Source organism: Candidatus Nitrotoga sp. 1052, from assembly GCF_927312905.1.
GTDB lineage: Bacteria > Pseudomonadota > Gammaproteobacteria > Burkholderiales > Gallionellaceae > Nitrotoga.
In genome coordinates this window covers 35,260-52,094 of sequence record NZ_CAKMHQ010000045.1, presented here as the reverse complement: position 1 = coordinate 52,094, position 16,835 = coordinate 35,260, and the positions used below count along the sequence as shown (strand labels likewise).

Sequence of the window (16,835 nt, the reverse complement as noted above, 5' to 3'; positions counted from 1 at the left end):
ATTGAACCAACATGACATCACTGTATATGCAGCTAGGCTCTATGAGAGTCGTAATGAAGTCACCATACTTAATCGGGCGGTAGTATCTTCGGAATCGGTCCATGCAGGAGATCATCAGGGAACATCGGGATATTCCATTACCGATAAAGGGAACAGGCCGCCCAGGCTACCTGTCCCCCTTGCTTTCATGCAGCGATACCATGCAAATCTACTCGCTGCTTGACCCGTTGAATTTCACAATTGCCAGCCCCTCACTTCAAGCGGTCTTTGATCTTAGCGATTCCTGCCTCCGCGCACTGTTCATCGAGATGGCCGCCGGGTGCGCCACCAATGCCGATGGCACCAATTGTGTCGCCTTCCACTTGAATTGGTATTCCGCCACCCAAGGCAATGAAATCATTTATGTAGACAAGATTGGCAGCTGCGGGGTTCTTCTGTGTATTTTCCATGAGCCGCGCGGTCGAAGTTTTCATCGAAAGAGCTGTGTACGCTTTCCTGCGGCTGGTATCAATCGTATGCGGGCCTGCGTTGTCTGCACGTTGTAGCGCCTTGATCTGTCCAGCGCGGTCGACCACAGCTCCGCTGACGTTATAGCCCTTCGAAGAGCAGTCAGCGACGGCGGCGGCGACGGCTTCTACTGCCAGTGCGGTCGGAATGTCCCTGACGGTGCGAACCTGTGCATGAGCATTGCCCGCAGTAACGAGAGTTGCGAAAATGAGAGTGCATGTGACGCGAGAAATCATGGTAATTCTCCTGGTGATTGTTGCGCTTATTAAGCGTTTCCAATGAAGTTTCAAAAAAAATTTCGGGGTAACTTTTAAATCTTTAGTTAGGATTTCGTTGAAGAAGTTTCAGCTGGGTTGAGTCTGTTTTCTTCGGCATGTCGCTATTTTGGCCCAGCTAATAAAATTAAAGTTAACATGTCCATTAGCAATAGGAAATGATAGCTTGGCGCATGGATGCCTCTAATTGAGTGATTAATTTCAAACAAACTTATTATTAAAATATAACATTTAAAGGTTGATTTCTGTGCGCTACTGAACAGACAATGTTTTGAGATTGGCAATCCGTAATAAATGGCTATCATCAATTAAATCCGTAAGCTGCTGAAAAATAGTGGTGAGATAGCCAGCGCTTCAATTTGGAAAATTGGTGGTTCTGAGACGTTAATCAATAATAGAGAAGAAATGATGTCAGGAGCGATTGAACGAGGAAATACGCCGTCGGGAATGGGTGTTCATATCTTCCAGTATGACGATGTGACGATGATTCAGCGATGCAACTGATCGGTGCATTGCTTGCTGAACAGAACGAGATTTGGCAGGAATGCCGCTACCTCGGCATGGACGAATTCGCTGAGAGAGCCGCCGCACGAGTAATAGCTGGCGAGTACAACAATGCCGTTGCGCTCGCCAGCTAATAACCAAACGTCCGTGAACCAACTGAAAAAAATTTACAGCAGATTTTAAACTTGGCCCGATTGTACGAGAACACGAACGTGGCTGTCGTATTGTTCATGCATGGTGAAGTGCGGTAGTACTATCGAACATCGAACAGGAGACCTAATTATGATCTATGAGCTCTATTACTGGCCTGGAATTCAGGGACGGGGCGAATTTGTGCGCCTCGCGCTCGAAGAGGCAGAAGCGGAGTACATCGACGTAGCACTGATCCCGGAAGAAGAAGGCGGCGGAATAACGGCCATGGAAAAATTCTTTGAAGATGAGAGCATCGAGCGTCCTCCATTCGCTCCCCCGTTCCTCAAAGCCGGTCGGCAATTAATTGGGCAGACTCCAAACATTCTCTTGTTTCTCGGCGGCCGCTTGGGTCTCGCCCCGCGAGACACGGCCAGCAAGCTGTGGACTCATCAATTGCAACTCACCATCGCTGATTTCGTCGTGGAAATTCACGACACTCATCACCCCCTCGGCAGCGGACTTTATTACGAGGAACAGAAGCTGGCCGCGAAGCGGCGCTCGAAGGATTTTCTGGCAAATCGCCTGCCGAAGTTTCTCAATTATTTCGAGCGCATATTGGACCGCAACTCGGCCGACGGCCCGTGGATGGTGGGCACGCGGCTTACCTATGTAGATTTGTCCATGGCGCAGATCATCGCGGGGCTGCACTATGCCTTTCCATCAGCAAGTCGAAAAACATTACGCGCTTGTTCGCGCTTGCGCGCGCTGCATGACCTGGTTTTTGCCCGGCCGCATATCAAGCGTTACGTGGCGTCCGGCCGTCGGCTCGCCTTCAACAATGATGATATTTTTCGTCGCTATCCAGAGCTAGATGGATGACAGCATGCATAATGCTGCGCGTTCCGTTAGAGCAGGTCCGCAACAACACAACCCCGGAGGAAAACAACCTTCAGGTCAAACTGCTGGAGCAAACCTGTTCGCACGAAATCGTGCCTGTCGGATCAGCACATCCGTTGGCATTATTCAGAGGGACACGAATTTGGCGTTGCCAGGCATGGGCGTGATTGCAGAATGCTCTTTATTGAACCGATAGCTCATGTTTTGCTTGGTGAGCAGGTTGAGCGGAGGTGGCAGCCGATTATCGTTACGCCCTTGGTGCGGGCTACGGGACATGCCGCTTATCCCAATAATCCCGCAAATTCTGCCGGCTATGTCCAATTGTATTGGAGTCATTTCATCGTTACGAGGTGCCGAGTACCGGGTTTCACCACTCAGGTAAATATCAATCTCGTTGGCAAGAGCAATCATCTCCACTTCGGCTTCAAAAACAGTGAGTCGCCCGACATCCGTCACCACGACCTGATATCTCGGCGATCTCATTCCCCTGAGCGTATAGCCCCTGACCAGACGCTCCACCTTGTTGCGCTTGCCGCCGAGTTTACGGCACACCTCCTCACTCGCCGCTTGCTTGCCTTCCGGATGTTCAGGGCAATGGGTGTATGTCGCGTGCAGCAGTCCAGCCATCACGACTTCAATCCCAAAATCATAGCGCAGGAGCACGCTGGCGGTACCTGATAGATGGTTAATAATGCTTGGCGACAAGTACAGCGCTATTTGATCTCCATAGACTGTTCTCATGTAATTCCGCATAACGCCTGTTTTTCGCCACGCGATAATTCTTTAATCTGTAGCTCGCGCTTTAAGGCAGCGGATTTGTCGGCGCATGGCTCGACATGCATTAGCCGCACTGGGCGACGGCCGCGAGTATATTTCGCCGCCTCACCAGCATTGTGTGCGGCCAGACGTTTTTCCAGATTATTGGTGATGCCGCAATAGAGAGTGCCGTCAGTACAACAAACGAGGTAGCAAACCCAGTTCATTGTAAATCCCTCAATGCGTTCTTTCACCTTGATTTTTTTACACTGGGAGAATGCGTTGAAGGTGAGTGAGAGCGTGACCTGCGCTGCACCAGTTTGGCCAAGACGAGCATCATTAGCAAAATAATCAGCACTGCCGCATTGCCCCAGCGCACATATGGTGTGCTGCCGGTATAGCCCTGCGCCTGTCCAGTGAGTACGCCTTCCTCATGCTGTGGCAACATCTGCTGAATGCTGCCATCGCGCCTGATGATCGAGGTTACGCCAGTGTTCGTGGCGCGCAGCATCATGCGCCCTGTTTCCAGTGCGCGCATTTGTGCGATCTGGTTGTGCTGCATCGCTGCGTGCGATTTGCCATACCAGGCATCGTTGCTGACATTTACCAGCAAGCTTGCCTCCGGCAAGTAACGGATGACTTCTTCGCCGAATACATCCTCATAGCAAATCTGCACGGCAACGCGTTGGCCCGCTATGCGCAATACCGGTTGTCGCTCGCCGCCGCGCGCTAAGTCAGACATGGGGATATGCAATACTTCGTTAATGATCCAGCCCAACGCCGGGCGCAACGGGATGAATTCGCCGAATGGCACCAGATGGTTTTTACGGTAATTTTGGCTATTTGCTGTGCCAAGCGTGAATACGCTGTTGTAGTGCAGCTCGTTGTCACTTTCAAATGCACCGATAAGAATATCGCCGCCGTTTTGCCTGGCGTGCTTGCGAAAAATATCCATGTAATTTTCCGGCAGGTCGTGGCGTAGCAGTGGCAATGCGGTTTCCGGTAAAATGATCAAACGCGCATCGGTTTGCAGCACCAGTCGGCGATAGGTTTCCAGTGTGTCGACAAGCTTTCCTTCGTGGAATTTTAGATCTTGCGGAATATTGCCCTGCAACAACGCAACCTTGAACGGCTCGCCTTCAGGCTGTGTCCAGTCTATGGTACGCAGCGCCGCAGCGCTAGCCCATAGCAGCAACAGCGCCACCAGCGCCGCTTTTCTTTGAGCATTCCAACGCATTTGCCACAACAGCGCCAGCAATCCCGCACTTATCGTTACCGCTAGTGATACACCATAAACGCCGAATATTGGCGCATATCCCACCAAGGGGCTAGCAGATACTTGTGAATAAGCCAGTGTCAGCCAAGGGAAACCAGTGAACAGCAGCCCGCGTATCCATTCCAGAAGAACCCACAACGCAGGCATTACAAGTATCAAGCGTGCCCAAGAAGGAGCTCGCAACCTTGCCTGCGCATATCCAATCAACGCGGGAAATAACGCCAAGAATGCAGCGAACAGAGCGGTAGTGGAGAGCGCCAGTAAGAACGGCATGTCGCCGTAATCATGCTGCGCAATGTATAGCCAGCCTATGCCGGCACTGAATAAGCCAAAACCAAAGGAAAACCCCAGCAATGCTGCCGCACGCTTCCCATTTGCGTGCTGCCACTGCCAGAATAGTGCGGCTAGTGAAAAAATAGCGAGAGGGAACAGCGAAAAAGGTGCAAAGCCTAGAACGGTAAGCAGGCCAAGACAAAAAGCTATAATGATTCTATACGCAGAAATGAATTTCACTAAAAATTACCGCCGGATTGATCTTGCCAATTATATGGCTTCTCCAATATTATTTAAAATTACCTCTGGGGACTCGGAGTTCGACTAAAATGCAAGGTGCAATTTTTAATGAGTATTGCTAAATCGCTAATGGAAAGTGCAGAATGAAAACTAAAGCTATAATATTTGACGTAGATGGCACGTTAGCAGATACCGAAGAGGCGCATCGCCTCTCGTTCAATAAAACATTCGCGGAAAATCATCTCGACTGGAACTGGGATGTTGCCCTGTATGACAAGTTGCTTAAAGTGACCGGCGGAAAAGAACGAATCAATCATTTCGTTACTACCTATGTGCCTGGTTTCCAGAAGCCGGCTGATTATGAGAGTTTTGTGAAACACCTCCATTTGGTCAAGACCGCGCATTACACTGCGATGTTACGCGAAGGCGGTATTCCATTGCGCCCTAATATAAAACGACTGATAACCGAAGCCAAACAGGCAGGATTGAAGCTTGCCATTGCCACCACCACTTCGCTGGATAACGTCGTCACGCTTTTACAACAGGGGTTGGGCGTGGGTAGCGAAGCTCTGTTTGATGTCATTGGTTATGGCGATATCGTTCAGCATAAAAAACCCGCACCCGACATTTATTATTGGGTGTTGGAGAGGCTAGGCCTCGATGCTGCTGAGTGTATTGCGCTGGAAGACTCTGAGAATGGTCTGCGTTCCAGCTTGGCCGCTGGATTGAAAACTTTCATTACAATTAATCACTACACGAGCAAGCAGGATTTTTCTGGAGCGTCAGCGGTGCTGGATGATTTAAGTAATTTAGAAAGCTTTTATCAGGTTGCTGGTCTAGACTTTTCCAAACGGACGGCATCTGTTTAAATTTCTGCAACCCAATTTTTTTTCATACACTCTCCCAATAGGAAGAATTTCCTTCTTGCTGAATAGCGTGAATTTTGTGGCTCCTCTCTATAGCTATCAAAATCACGTTCGCAGCGAATGACATAACCATAGGGATAATACGAGATGCAATCGTGTAGCATAGCGCTCCCGCATCGTTTCTTGAATAGCCGCACAGTATGTATTGCTGCTACTGCATTAGACTTGAATACAAAAATTTATGGAAAAAATACGTCTCTCCAAATTGATGTCCGAACAGGGCTTGTGCTCCCGCCGCGAGGCAGACAGCTATATTGAACGTGGGTGGGTGCTGGTGGATGGCAAGCCAGTAACTGAGCTGGGCACAAAAATAGATCCCACCCAGCGCATCACGCTGAACCGCGCCGCCCAAGCGCAACAACAAACGCGCGTAACTATCTTGCTGAACAAGCCTATCGGTTTTGTTTCCGGGCAGGCGGAAGACAACCACAAGCCCGCAGTTACACTGATTAATGCTTCATCGCGCTTTGCCAACGATCAATCACCGCTGTCTTTTCATCCCATGCATTTGAATGGCATCGCGCCCGCAGGTCGGCTGGATATTGATTCGCAGGGTTTGCTGGTATTGACTCAGGATGGCCGCATCGCCAAACAACTGGTCGGCGAGGATTCCGAGCTTGACAAGGAATATCTGGTGCGCGTGCAGGGCAAAATTTCAGCTAACGGCCTAACCATGTTGAACCACGGCCTCAAACTGGACGGCGAGATGCTTAAGTCCGCCAGAGTGAGCTGGCTGAATGACGATCAATTGCGCTTCATCCTGCGCGAAGGCAAAAAACGCCAGATTCGTCGCATGTGCGAACTGGTCGGACTTAAAGTTACCGGGTTAAAGCGCGTGCGTATCGGCAAAATTAAATTGGGCGATTTGCCCATTGGGCAATGGCGCTACCTGCGCGAAGATGAAGCGTTCGGATAGCTGCAAATTTTTTTGATGTTCACCGACGAATTTAACTTCGAACTTCCCGAGCACTTGATCGCGCAACACCCACCCAAGCGGCGCGATGCCAGTCGCTTGTTGTGCGTACACGGGGAGTCTAGAGAAGACTCCGTGTTTGCCCAGTTGCCCTCCTTGGTACGTGAACACGATTTGCTGGTATTGAACGATGCGCGCGTGCTCAAGGCGCGTTTCTTCGGAGTAAAGGAAAGCGGCGGCAAAATTGAGGTATTGATCGAGCGTATTCTCGATGAACATCATGCGCTGGCCCAAGTGCGCGCCAGCCATGCGCCCAAGCCGGGCAGCCAGTTGTTGCTGGCAGGCCATCTCCCCGTTACGGTGCTGGGACGCGAGCGAGAATTTTTCCGCTTGCGCTTCGACAGTAAAGAAAATGTGTCGTTATTGCTGGAACAATATGGGCGGTTGCCGCTGCCACCCTATATCACTCATGCAGCAAATGCCGAAGACGAAGAGCGTTATCAGACGGTGTATGCATGCCAGCCCGGTTCGGTAGCCGCGCCTACGGCAGGGCTGCATTTCGACGACGCAATGCTTGCCGTTTTACGCGCTCAAGGTACGCAACTGGCCTATCTAACTTTGCATGTCGGCGCCGGCACTTTTCAGCCAGTGCGTGTAAATAATGTCCGTGATCATGTGATGCACCGCGAACGCTATGCTATTCCGCAAGCAACGGTGGAAGCCATTATGCAGGCTCGGGCGCGGGGCGGACGGATCATCGCGGTGGGTACTACCAGTTTGCGTGCGCTGGAAAGTGCAGCGCAACAAGACAGGTTGTGTGCCGGGGAGGGTGAAACAAGTATATTCATTACTCCAGGTTACCGTTTCAAAGTAGTGGATGTTTTACTGACTAATTTCCATTTGCCCAAGTCTACCCTGCTGATGCTGGTGTGCGCCTTCGGTGGCATGGACGCAATGCTTGCCGCCTATAACCATGCGGTAGAACGGCAATACCGTTTTTTCAGTTATGGTGATGCCATGCTGATTGAGCGGTAGCATGTTTGAGCAAGTAATCTGTTCAGGCTTCTTTTTAAAAAGGAATAATCGCTTTGCGTGAATGACTGTGTCATTACCAGACACTCGTTTGGTGTTTCACTAGGAACCTCTCGTCAATAGAAATTGACCATTCGTCCCATATAAATTGACAGTATTGGAAGTGCCCAATAACCTGCACTCACTTGGCAACTTTGCTGAAAGGTATCTTGTTTCGATAAGCCTAGGATAGACATGATGATTAGTATTGAAAATGACACGCCTGCCGTGTTAGATGCTTTCGACGATGTGTCGCCGATTAAATCATCGCAGCCACAAGGTGTCAAAGAGCTCCGCAAGGGAACTCGTTATAAGGCCTCATGGAGAGTTGCCGCTATCGTCGAAGGTCAAGACTTGCATGAAGGAAAAATCAAGGATATTTCTATTCATGGAGCGGCAATCCTGGTTGGATGCAACCTTAACCACCGCACCAGCGTAACGCTACACATTTACATACCCCCATTGGCCGGCCATGGCGCACCGAGGATCATGATAGTTCACGGCATTACCTCCCACGCCATCCATGATGCGTATGATCAATGTTTCAGGGTTGGTATTGCTTTTGTTAAATTCGAGTTGGCATCAGCCTGCGCCTACCTGGATGCACGCTTGACAAAGCACCATTTGGAGGCTTGGTAGTGACAGAATTAAAGAGTAGATGTATATCTGCAAAGCTTGACAACCCGTTGCAGCGGACGATGCTCTGAGATACCAGCCGGAGCGTTAAACCCAGATTGTTCATTGGAAGTCTGAATCCATTAAAATCAATGAGGTTTCTAATAGTATCCATTTGGAATTTTCATTATTTTTCAATGCGGTGCTGTTCTAATGGACAACATGGATTAAAGTTTTCAGTCTATGGTCTATAAGTTATTTCCTATCAGTTCGGAAGGAGCCTTGATCAATGTAAACCTGCCGTTGTAATAATAAAGGTGGCCGGATACACACCCATGGCTTGAACCGTCTGGAATACTCATAAGAAATAACGCTTCAATATAGGCCAGAAGGAACCATGGCATCAAGACGTCTGAATGGACTGCTTTGTCTTGAACACATAGCGACCGATAACGGTCAATGGCCAAGTGAATACCTTAACGATGCTGTAATAATTTTCAACTATCAGTTGTAACAATTGCTTAATAAGCATCGTTTTTTGGCGCAATATTTTTCATGAAAAACATTGGTAAATATATAACCGTCAAGGAGTTGGGGTCTGGGGCGACTAGCAAGGTGTTCCTTGCAATAGATCCGTTTAGCAATAGGAAAGTTGCAATCAAGTTGTTTGAACTGTATTCATCAAACGGTACGACAGTCGAAAAAACGTTCCATAAGCTATTCCTTACTGAGTCCTCCTTGGCGGGGAAATTGCAGCACCCGCACATTGTGAAAATTTTCGATGCAGTGCTAAGCGACGACCTCAATTATTTGGTAATGGAATACGTCGATGGTGGATCGCTGGAAAAATATACCGAAGCAGGGCAGCTATTGCCTTTCACCACCGTCGCGGAAATCATTTTCAAGTGCTGTAAGGCATTGGAATATGCGCAAACTCAAGGTGTGATCCACCGCGACATCAAGCCAGCTAACATCCTGTTGCATGGAGAAAGCGACATCAAACTTTCAGATTTTGGCGCAGCGATTATTGAGAACTATGAGGATACGCATGTCAGCGGGGTGGGATCGCCTGCCTATATGTCGCCTGAGCAAATCAGTGACCTGCCATTGACGCAACAATCAGATATATATTCGCTCGGCGTGACGATGTACAAGCTACTCACTGGCAGGTTGCCGTTCGAGGCGAATAGCAGCCACGGTCTCCTTTATCAGATTGTTCATGGCGAACCACCTCCACCCAAGACTTTTCGTCTAGACATCCCAGATGAACTGAATGCCATCGTTCAGCATGCTATGAAGAAAGATTTGTCTCAACGGTACCAGAATTGGGATGAATTCGCTCAAGACCTATCATCTTTCTTCGCCTTTAGTTCACTGTTCCAAGAGCAGAATGAAATTTATGATACGGAGAAATTTGATACTCTGCGTTCGCTTTCGTTTTTCGAGAGATTCAGGGTTGTAGAGTTGTGGGAAGTGCTGCATTTCAGCAACTGGCGCAAGGTGAGTAAGGATACATTGATCCTGAAAGAGGGTGATATAGGCAATACGTTGTTCATTCTGGCCAACGGTATGGTCAAGATACTCAAGAATGGTAATGTGTTGGGCCGCTTGCATAAGGGTGAGTGTTTTGGTGAGATAAAACGTTTCCCGGACAGCACTTTTATACGTAGCACTGCGGTGGAAACGGGAACTGAGGTCACCCTGATTGAGATTAATCTGGATACTCTGGCAAGAGCATCGGTGGAATGCCGTTTTCAGTTTGATGATTCTTTTTTGCATGTCCTTTTGAAACGCTTGGATGTAGCGAACACCCGTATTTCGAAATTGCTGGCTTAATAGGAATTCCTTCGCCCTTCCGCTAAGCCCCCAGGTAAATCTCACCGATTGTTGACTCTTTTGAACGGCTGCTTCTGCGCAGGTGAAATGACCGTATATGGACTTTTCTTCATTTGCAATCACTCCGTTTTTTGGATTGTGGGTTCGATTATTCACGTATATCCGGTGTCTTACATCATCTACATCCTATTGTGAGATGCTGAACCGTCCGGAGGTAGTCGATTCTATGTGACCAAGCGATTTGTAACGCATTGCGCGCTTCAATCAAAACGGTGCGTGTGGCGCGTCCATTCGTCATTGATGCATAAATTGCGTGTGGACATTACCTGACGGTGATGCCGATTTTCCCACCCGTTGGATGATGATCAAGCGAGCGATTTCTTTGGCCTGCAGAGAGATTATCGTCGTGCCGGCTGGCTGGCTGCATCAAAATCAAACGTTGCGAATCGACTATCTGGCAACGGCGATTCTGGGAACACCAAATTCGTGATGAAAATGATTTTGCTGCCATGTCAATTACATTCATTTCAATCCGGTTAAACGCGGACATGTACAACGTGCGGTTGATTGGCCTCATTCGACATTTCACCGCTATGTGCGTGATGGGGTATATGCGCATGACTGGGCTGATACGATGGATAGTGCGGTGCTGGGATATGATTGACGCTGATCGCGTGTGCACAAGGGCGTGCCCACCCTACTTGACGAAAAAGAGAGGCAATTGAAATGGACCCTTTGAGCAGCTTCAACGGCAACTCGGATTTTTGCGCAGATCGTGTGAATTGTATGACGCGGAACACAAAGATGAGTCGCTTCGTCTCTCTGTTGTGATTCGTACTTAGGTGCACGACACACGCAGTAGTACGTCATTTCTTAAACAAATGGGCATCAAAGACCGGCTTTTTTTGATTCGTCCATAGGATTTGCAGCAAAGTTGCCTCCCGGTTTTAAGCCGACGATGATTTTGCCAATTATGCTGACATCTGCTGGCGGGGGGTACCGCTCCGTTTACCGGGTCGTTGCCCAATATAAAGCTGAGCGTCAACGACTGGTGGGAGGAAATCGTGATGAAGCAAGGTCATAGTTTCACCCGCAAGGACATTGTGCTATCAGCAGCAAATCAAGATGGGGGAGCGCATGACCAGAAATTTGGTCAGCCAATCGCTGTTTCGGGGTGTGGCGGCAAAATGCCCACCGCGCGAACTGATACACCACTCGGATCGGGGTAGCCAGTATTGTGCGCCCATGAGTACAGAAAATTGCTCGATCAGTTCGGCATGGTGCCATCGATGTCGCGCCGGGGGAACTGCTACGGCAACGCCCCATGGAAAGCTTCTGGGGATTGCTCAAAATGAATTGGTGCATCACCGGCGCTTCAAGACTCGCGCCGAGGCCATTCAGGCCATCACTGAATACATCGAAATGTTTTACCGACGGCAGCGCAAACAGGCACGTTTGGGATATCTGTCTCCTGTCGCATTTGAGCGCCAATTCTATGGAAACAGGTTGGCGGCATGAACCCGTTGGTGTCCATTATTGACAACCGACCTCAGCCCGAACGGTGTCGGCTCTACCGGATATGCAACGCGATAAAATTTTTCTCGAGCTTTATCTCGCTCAGGATTTTGAATTAAGGGAGGTGTCATTAATGTGCAGGGCTTTAGTCACTACCTCGCGGGTAAGGTGAGGGGCAAATAGCTCGATGAAGTGATAAGTATAGCCGCGCAGAAATTCGTTGCGGCGGATGGCAATGCGCGTGGTGCTGGATTGAAATAGATTGCCAGTATCTATTATGCGTAAGAGTTTATCTCGATCTGGAATGAATGCCATTTGGGCGACTATGCCGATACCCAAGCCTAATTCTACATACGTTTTAATTACGTCCGCATCAATAGCAGTGAGTACGATGTTAGGAGTGATGTTGTGCGCATTGAAGGCGGCGTTGATCTTGCCGCGTCCGCTAAATGCGAAGTCGTAAGTAATGATGGGATATTGAGCAATTTTTTTCAGTGTCAGTTTTTTTTCCGCCAATAGCGGGTGTCCTATCGGCACCACAATACAGTGGTGCCATTCATAGCATGGCAAGGTTGTCAGCTCGTCGTACATAATAAGACTTTCAGTAGCGATGGCGATATCTGCCTCTCCATTAAGTACCTGCTGCGCAATTTGGGTGGGGCTGCCTTGATGTAGGCTGAGTTTGACTTTTGGATAACGTTTAATAAATTGTTTGACCACTGGCGGCAAGGCATAGCGTGCCTGGGTATGGGTGGTGGCGATGGTAAGTGAGCCACTATCCTGGCTGCGAAATTCCTGCCCCACTTGTTTTAAATTGCCTACTTCATGAAGCATGCGCTGGGCAATTTCGAGCACGGCCTTGCCTGGTTCGGTGATTGCGGTAAGGCGTTTGCCATTGCGCACAAATATCTCGATTCCCAGCTCTTCTTCCAAAGATTTCATTTGCTTGCTCAGCCCGGGCTGTGAGGTATATAGAGCTTTTGCTGCATCGGAAATGTTGAGTTCATGCTTAACAATCTCATGCAGGTAACGCAATTGTTGTAAGTTCATATCGATTTTTCTTATAACTATAGATTATAAGATACTAACATAATGTTATTGGATAACAATATGGAGGTGCGCTACCATGCGCGCCGTTTTAGGGAGTTTAGATGGACTGGCTTTATACATTTTCTGGTTTTATAGTCGGCTTTGTGGTTGGCGTGACTGGCGTTGGCGGCGGCTCCTTAATGACACCGGTACTCGTGCTGATGTTCGGCATTGCCCCGGCCACGGCAGTCGGCACTGACCTGCTGTATGCGTCGCTGACAAAGATGGGCGGCAGTTGGGTGCATGGACGACGCGGTACGGTAGATTGGAAGGTGGTTAAGCTGCTGGCGATGGGTAGTTTGCCCGCCGCTTTGCTCAGCATGGCGCTACTCCATTATTTGGCGCTGGACGAGAAGCATCTTAAGTCGCTTATTACCAGCGTATTGAGCGTTGCATTGTTGCTGACTGCTGCGGCACTGCTGTTCAAGCCGTATTTGATAAAGCTTGGGAGGCGTCCGGATGGCGTGATGTTTGAACTGCATGCGCATCATTTAACCGGTGCAACTATTTTAACCGGTGCGATTCTGGGTGTACTGGTAACAATTTCATCGGTTGGTGCGGGTGCATTGGGCGTGGTGGTATTGCTGTTCCTTTATCCACGCGCGCCTATGGCCAGGATCGTCGGCACTGACATTGCACACGCGGTGCCGCTCACCCTGATTGCCGGGTTGGGTCATGCCGCGCTGGGTACGGTAAATTACGGGCTGCTGGGCAGTTTATTGCTGGGTTCGCTGCCAGGGATTTATCTGGGTAGCCATCTTGGTATAAAGGTTCCAGACCAGGTGTTGCGCCCGATTCTGGCGACCATGTTGACTGTTATCGGTGTCAAGCTGATGCTGTACTGAAAATTGTTACCTGATAGTTAAAGTGCGTTTTTAAAATTGGCCGCGGAGGCAAGGTTAGCTTAACTTGGCTTTATAATGCGCCGTTAATGTAAGGAAATTGAAAAATGTATAAATACGATGTTTATGATCATCAAATTGTTAATGAGCGCGTCGCTCAGTATCGCGACCAAGTGCGCCGCCGTTTGTCAGATGAACTGACCGAAGATGAATTTCGTCCGCTGCGATTGCAGAACGGACTTTATATGCAAATTCATGCTTATATGCTGCGTATTGCTGTGCCCTATGGCATGGTGTCTTCTGCGCAGATGCGCATGTTTGCGCACATCGCGCGCAAATACGACCGTGGCTATGGTCACTTCACGACCCGTCAAAATCTCCAGTTCAATTGGATCAAGCTGGAAGAAACACCGGATATTTTGGCTGATCTTGCCACAGTTGAAATGCACGGGATTCAGACCTCTGGCAACTGCATCCGCAACATTACATCCGATGAATATGCGGGTGTTGCGGCAGATGAAATTATTGACCCGCGACCATACGCCGAAATTCTGCGCCAGTGGAGCACTTTCCATCCAGAGTTCGCCTTCTTGCCGCGCAAATTCAAGATCGCAATAAATGGTGCAGCCGAAGACCGCGCGGCGATCGCGGTGCATGACATCGGGCTGTCCGTGCTCAAGAATGAGCAAGGGGAAATTGGTTTCCGCGTGTTGGTAGGTGGTGGTACGGCACGCACGCCTATTATCGCTAGCGAGATATGCGGCTTTTTGCCGTGGCAGCATGTGTTGACGTACATTGAATCCATCATGCGTGTCTACAACCAATATGGCCGCCGCGACAATATGTACAAGTCACGCATCAAGATACTGGTTAAAGCCGTCGGGATTGAAGAGTTTAGACGCCAGGTTGAAGCGGATTGGGCTGATATCAAAAACGGCCCGGGTACTTTGACTGTTGAAGAGCTGAACCGTGTCGCGGCCTACTTTACAGCGCCCGCTTATGAAAAATTACCGGCAAATGATCCCGGTGTGGCGTCATACAAGACCGAGAACAAGGCTTTTGCGAATTGGTTGCAACGCAACGTGAAGCCGCACAAAATTCCGGGCTATGCGGTTGTGGTGTTATCACTTAAGAGAACGGGCGTAGCGCCGGGAGATGCGAGTGCAGAGCAAATGGATGTTGTTGCAGATCTGGCCGACCGTTTCAGCTTCGGCGAACTGCGAGTCACTCATAAGCAAAATTTGGTGCTGGCTGACGTTAAACAATCTGACCTTGTCAGCCTTTGGAAAGAATCAGCAGAACATGGCATGGCATCGCCGAACATTGGTTTGCTGACCGATATCATCTGCTGCCCCGGTGCGGATTTCTGCACCCTGGCATTTGCCAGATCAATCCCGCTTGCAAAAATGATTGCAGAGCGCTTCGATAACCTCGATTTTCTCCATGATATTGGCGAGATCGAACTCAATATGTCAGGCTGTGTCAATGCTTGCGGGCATAATCATGTTGGACATATTGGCGTCATCGGCGTCGACAAGAAGGATGGGGGTGAGTGGTATCAAGTGTCGGTTGGTGGTGCACAGGGTAACGATGCCGCAATCGGTAAAATAATTGGCCCCTCTTTTAACTTTCAACAAATGCCTGAGGTGATTGATCGGCTGCTGCAAGTTTATATGCGTGAGCGCCTTGAAGAAGAACTTTTCATCGACACGGCACGCAGGATAGGCATGACGCCCTTTAAAGAATATGTGTATGCAACACCAATTAATGCAGAAGATGCTGTTGATAAAAATGCTTATGGGTTTATAAATAAGCCAGATAATTATACAGTTCAACGTAAATCGAGGTTTTAACAATCATGATTATTAAAAACAAAGCCGTTGTCAGCGATGATTGGATCGTCCTCCGCCTGAGTGAAAATGAGACGCCAGAATCAGTCACCGTTCCTGCCGGAAAAATCATTGTGCCGCTTAAAGTGTGGCAGGCGCAACGGGCCAAGCTGCAAAGTCGCGCGGAGCTGGGTGTCTGGCTTGCCAGTAATGAGAGGCCGGAAGAATTGAAAGGCGAGGTGGATAAATTTAACGTCATCGCTGTTGATTTTCCTAAATTCGCGGATGGCCGGGGTTATTCGATTGCTTACAATTTACGCGCACGTCTTGGCTACGTCGGCGAATTGCGCGCTATTGGCGATGTGTTGCGTGACCAGTTGTTCTACATGCAGCGCGTCGGCTTTGATGCTTTTGCACCGCGTCCGGACAAGAACATCCATGATGCGCTAAAGGGTTTGACGGACTTTTCAGAAACCTATCAAACTTCGTCGGATCAAAAATTACCACTGTTCCGTCGTGTAAAACGCGATGGAATTGCAACAGTAGGTTCAGTCCATGAGTGAGTTGCATCAAAAAATTGATCAAGTACGCGCTGTGTTGGCCAATGCTGTGCGTGACTACGCGCCGGTTATTTTTGCTAACAGTTTGGGAGCGGAAGACATGGTACTGACCGATTTGATTGACAAATATCAGCCCGACATTGAAATGTTTAGCTTGGATACCGGACGTCTGCCGCAAGAAACTTACGACCTGATGCAGGAGGTTCGTGCGCATTACAGCGTGCCGCTGCAAATTTTTTTCCCAGATGCTCGTCGGATCGAAGAGTACGTCGCCCAAAATGGGGTGAACGGCTTTTATGACAGCGTGGAGTTGCGTAAGAGTTGCTGCCATATCCGCAAGGTAGAGCCGCTGCGTCGCGCCTTATCCGGCAAACGCGCTTGGATCACTGGTATGCGTCGTGAGCAGGCGCCTACGCGGGGTGTTTTGCAGGTATCGGCGTTCGATGTCGAGAATGGCTTGCAGAAATTCAATCCGCTGCTCGACTGGAGCAATGCTGATGTGTGGGAATACATCAAGCAGTATGAGGTGCCCTACAACAAACTGCATGACCGTTTTTATCCCAGTATTGGTTGCGCTCCCTGTACGCGTGCTATCACTCCGGGCGAAGATATCCGCTCCGGGCGCTGGTGGTGGGAGGATACGCAAAATAAGGAGTGCGGTTTGCACGTGAACAAGATTACTCCGATCAAGCAGGTATAGCCTGTTCTGGGTTTCAGTAGATGTCTGAAAAGGCGTGCCTCATTTACCCGCGGCATTTTATTTGTTGAACCATAGATTC

16 protein-coding genes and 2 pseudogenes are annotated in these 16,835 nt (G+C 49.2%); 13 read left to right on the top strand and 5 right to left on the bottom strand.

The window, feature by feature from the left end; genetic code table 11:
- Positions 1-251: 251 nt before the first annotated feature.
- Positions 252-743 carry a GlcG/HbpS family heme-binding protein gene (locus tag MJ768_RS09455; RefSeq protein WP_239290941.1) on the bottom strand — a complete coding sequence of 164 codons (492 nt, stop codon included), beginning with the start codon at positions 741-743 and terminating at the stop codon, positions 252-254.
- Between the two features lie 451 nt (positions 744-1,194).
- Here MJ768_RS09455 and MJ768_RS09450 point away from each other — a divergent pair.
- Positions 1,195-1,420: pseudogene (locus MJ768_RS09450) on the top strand (IS256-like element ISCARN59 family transposase); the annotation flags it as partial.
- Between the two features lie 148 nt (positions 1,421-1,568).
- Positions 1,569-2,297, top strand: coding sequence for a glutathione S-transferase (locus MJ768_RS09445; protein ID WP_239290939.1), 729 nt, complete (start codon positions 1,569-1,571; stop codon positions 2,295-2,297).
- A 144-nt stretch (positions 2,298-2,441) separates the two neighbouring features.
- Here the strand turns inward: MJ768_RS09445 and MJ768_RS09440 are convergent, their stop codons facing one another.
- The 3 genes from MJ768_RS09440 to lnt are packed head-to-tail and all read right to left on the bottom strand — an operon-like array spanning position 2,442 to position 4,860.
- A complete protein-coding gene (locus MJ768_RS09440; RefSeq protein ID WP_239290937.1) occupies positions 2,442-3,056 on the bottom strand; it encodes a hypothetical protein in 615 nt (204 codons plus the stop codon).
- Entirely contained in the window at positions 3,053-3,298 is a 246-nt protein-coding gene (locus MJ768_RS09435) for a GIY-YIG nuclease family protein (protein ID WP_239290935.1), read from the bottom strand. The genes MJ768_RS09440 and MJ768_RS09435 overlap by 4 nt, the downstream gene beginning before the upstream one ends.
- Positions 3,299-3,321: 23 nt before the next feature.
- On the bottom strand, positions 3,322-4,860 hold the full coding sequence (gene lnt / locus MJ768_RS09430) for an apolipoprotein N-acyltransferase (RefSeq protein WP_239290933.1): 1,539 nt from the start codon (positions 4,858-4,860) through the stop codon (positions 3,322-3,324).
- Between the two features lie 143 nt (positions 4,861-5,003).
- Here lnt and MJ768_RS09425 point away from each other — a divergent pair, with 143 nt between their 5' ends.
- The 7 genes and pseudogenes from MJ768_RS09425 to MJ768_RS09395 all read left to right on the top strand — a co-directional run.
- Positions 5,004-5,729, top strand: coding sequence for an HAD-IA family hydrolase (locus MJ768_RS09425; protein ID WP_239290931.1), 726 nt, complete (start codon positions 5,004-5,006; stop codon positions 5,727-5,729).
- Positions 5,730-5,967: 238 nt separating this feature from the next.
- A complete protein-coding gene (locus MJ768_RS09420; RefSeq protein WP_239290929.1) occupies positions 5,968-6,702 on the top strand; it encodes a pseudouridine synthase in 735 nt (244 codons plus the stop codon).
- Positions 6,703-6,717: 15 nt separating this feature from the next.
- Positions 6,718-7,734 carry a tRNA preQ1(34) S-adenosylmethionine ribosyltransferase-isomerase QueA gene (queA, locus tag MJ768_RS09415; RefSeq protein ID WP_239290927.1) on the top strand — a complete coding sequence of 339 codons (1,017 nt, stop codon included), beginning with the start codon at positions 6,718-6,720 and terminating at the stop codon, positions 7,732-7,734.
- A 231-nt stretch (positions 7,735-7,965) separates the two neighbouring features.
- On the top strand, positions 7,966-8,409 hold the full coding sequence (locus tag MJ768_RS09410) for a PilZ domain-containing protein (protein ID WP_239290925.1): 444 nt from the start codon (positions 7,966-7,968) through the stop codon (positions 8,407-8,409).
- A gap of 531 nt (positions 8,410-8,940) precedes the next feature.
- Positions 8,941-10,221 (top strand): serine/threonine-protein kinase, encoded by a 1,281-nt coding sequence (locus tag MJ768_RS09405; RefSeq protein ID WP_239290915.1) that lies wholly within the window; start codon positions 8,941-8,943, stop codon positions 10,219-10,221.
- Positions 10,222-10,534: 313 nt separating this feature from the next.
- A complete protein-coding gene (locus MJ768_RS09400; protein WP_239290913.1) occupies positions 10,535-10,711 on the top strand; it encodes a hypothetical protein in 177 nt (58 codons plus the stop codon).
- A gap of 635 nt (positions 10,712-11,346) precedes the next feature.
- Positions 11,347-11,739: pseudogene (locus MJ768_RS09395) on the top strand (IS3 family transposase); the annotation flags it as partial.
- A 99-nt stretch (positions 11,740-11,838) separates the two neighbouring features.
- Here the strand turns inward: MJ768_RS09395 and cysB are convergent.
- Positions 11,839-12,786, bottom strand: coding sequence for an HTH-type transcriptional regulator CysB (gene cysB, locus MJ768_RS09390; RefSeq protein WP_239290911.1), 948 nt, complete (start codon positions 12,784-12,786; stop codon positions 11,839-11,841).
- Positions 12,787-12,887: 101 nt separating this feature from the next.
- On the opposite strand from cysB, the gene MJ768_RS09385 reads away from it, so the two are divergent.
- The 4 genes from MJ768_RS09385 (at position 12,888) to MJ768_RS09370 (ending at position 16,756) form a co-directional block, all read left to right on the top strand.
- The gene (locus MJ768_RS09385) at positions 12,888-13,670 is read left to right on the top strand and encodes a sulfite exporter TauE/SafE family protein (RefSeq protein WP_239290901.1); all 783 of its coding nucleotides are present in this window, start codon (positions 12,888-12,890) and stop codon (positions 13,668-13,670) included.
- A 104-nt stretch (positions 13,671-13,774) separates the two neighbouring features.
- The gene (locus MJ768_RS09380; RefSeq protein WP_239290899.1) at positions 13,775-15,520 is read left to right on the top strand and encodes a nitrite/sulfite reductase; all 1,746 of its coding nucleotides are present in this window, start codon (positions 13,775-13,777) and stop codon (positions 15,518-15,520) included.
- Positions 15,521-15,525: 5 nt separating this feature from the next.
- Positions 15,526-16,059, top strand: coding sequence for a DUF934 domain-containing protein (locus tag MJ768_RS09375; RefSeq protein WP_239290897.1), 534 nt, complete (start codon positions 15,526-15,528; stop codon positions 16,057-16,059).
- Entirely contained in the window at positions 16,052-16,756 is a 705-nt protein-coding gene (locus MJ768_RS09370; RefSeq protein WP_239290895.1) for a phosphoadenylyl-sulfate reductase, read from the top strand. The genes MJ768_RS09375 and MJ768_RS09370 overlap by 8 nt, the downstream gene beginning before the upstream one ends.
- Positions 16,757-16,835 lie beyond the last annotated feature (79 nt).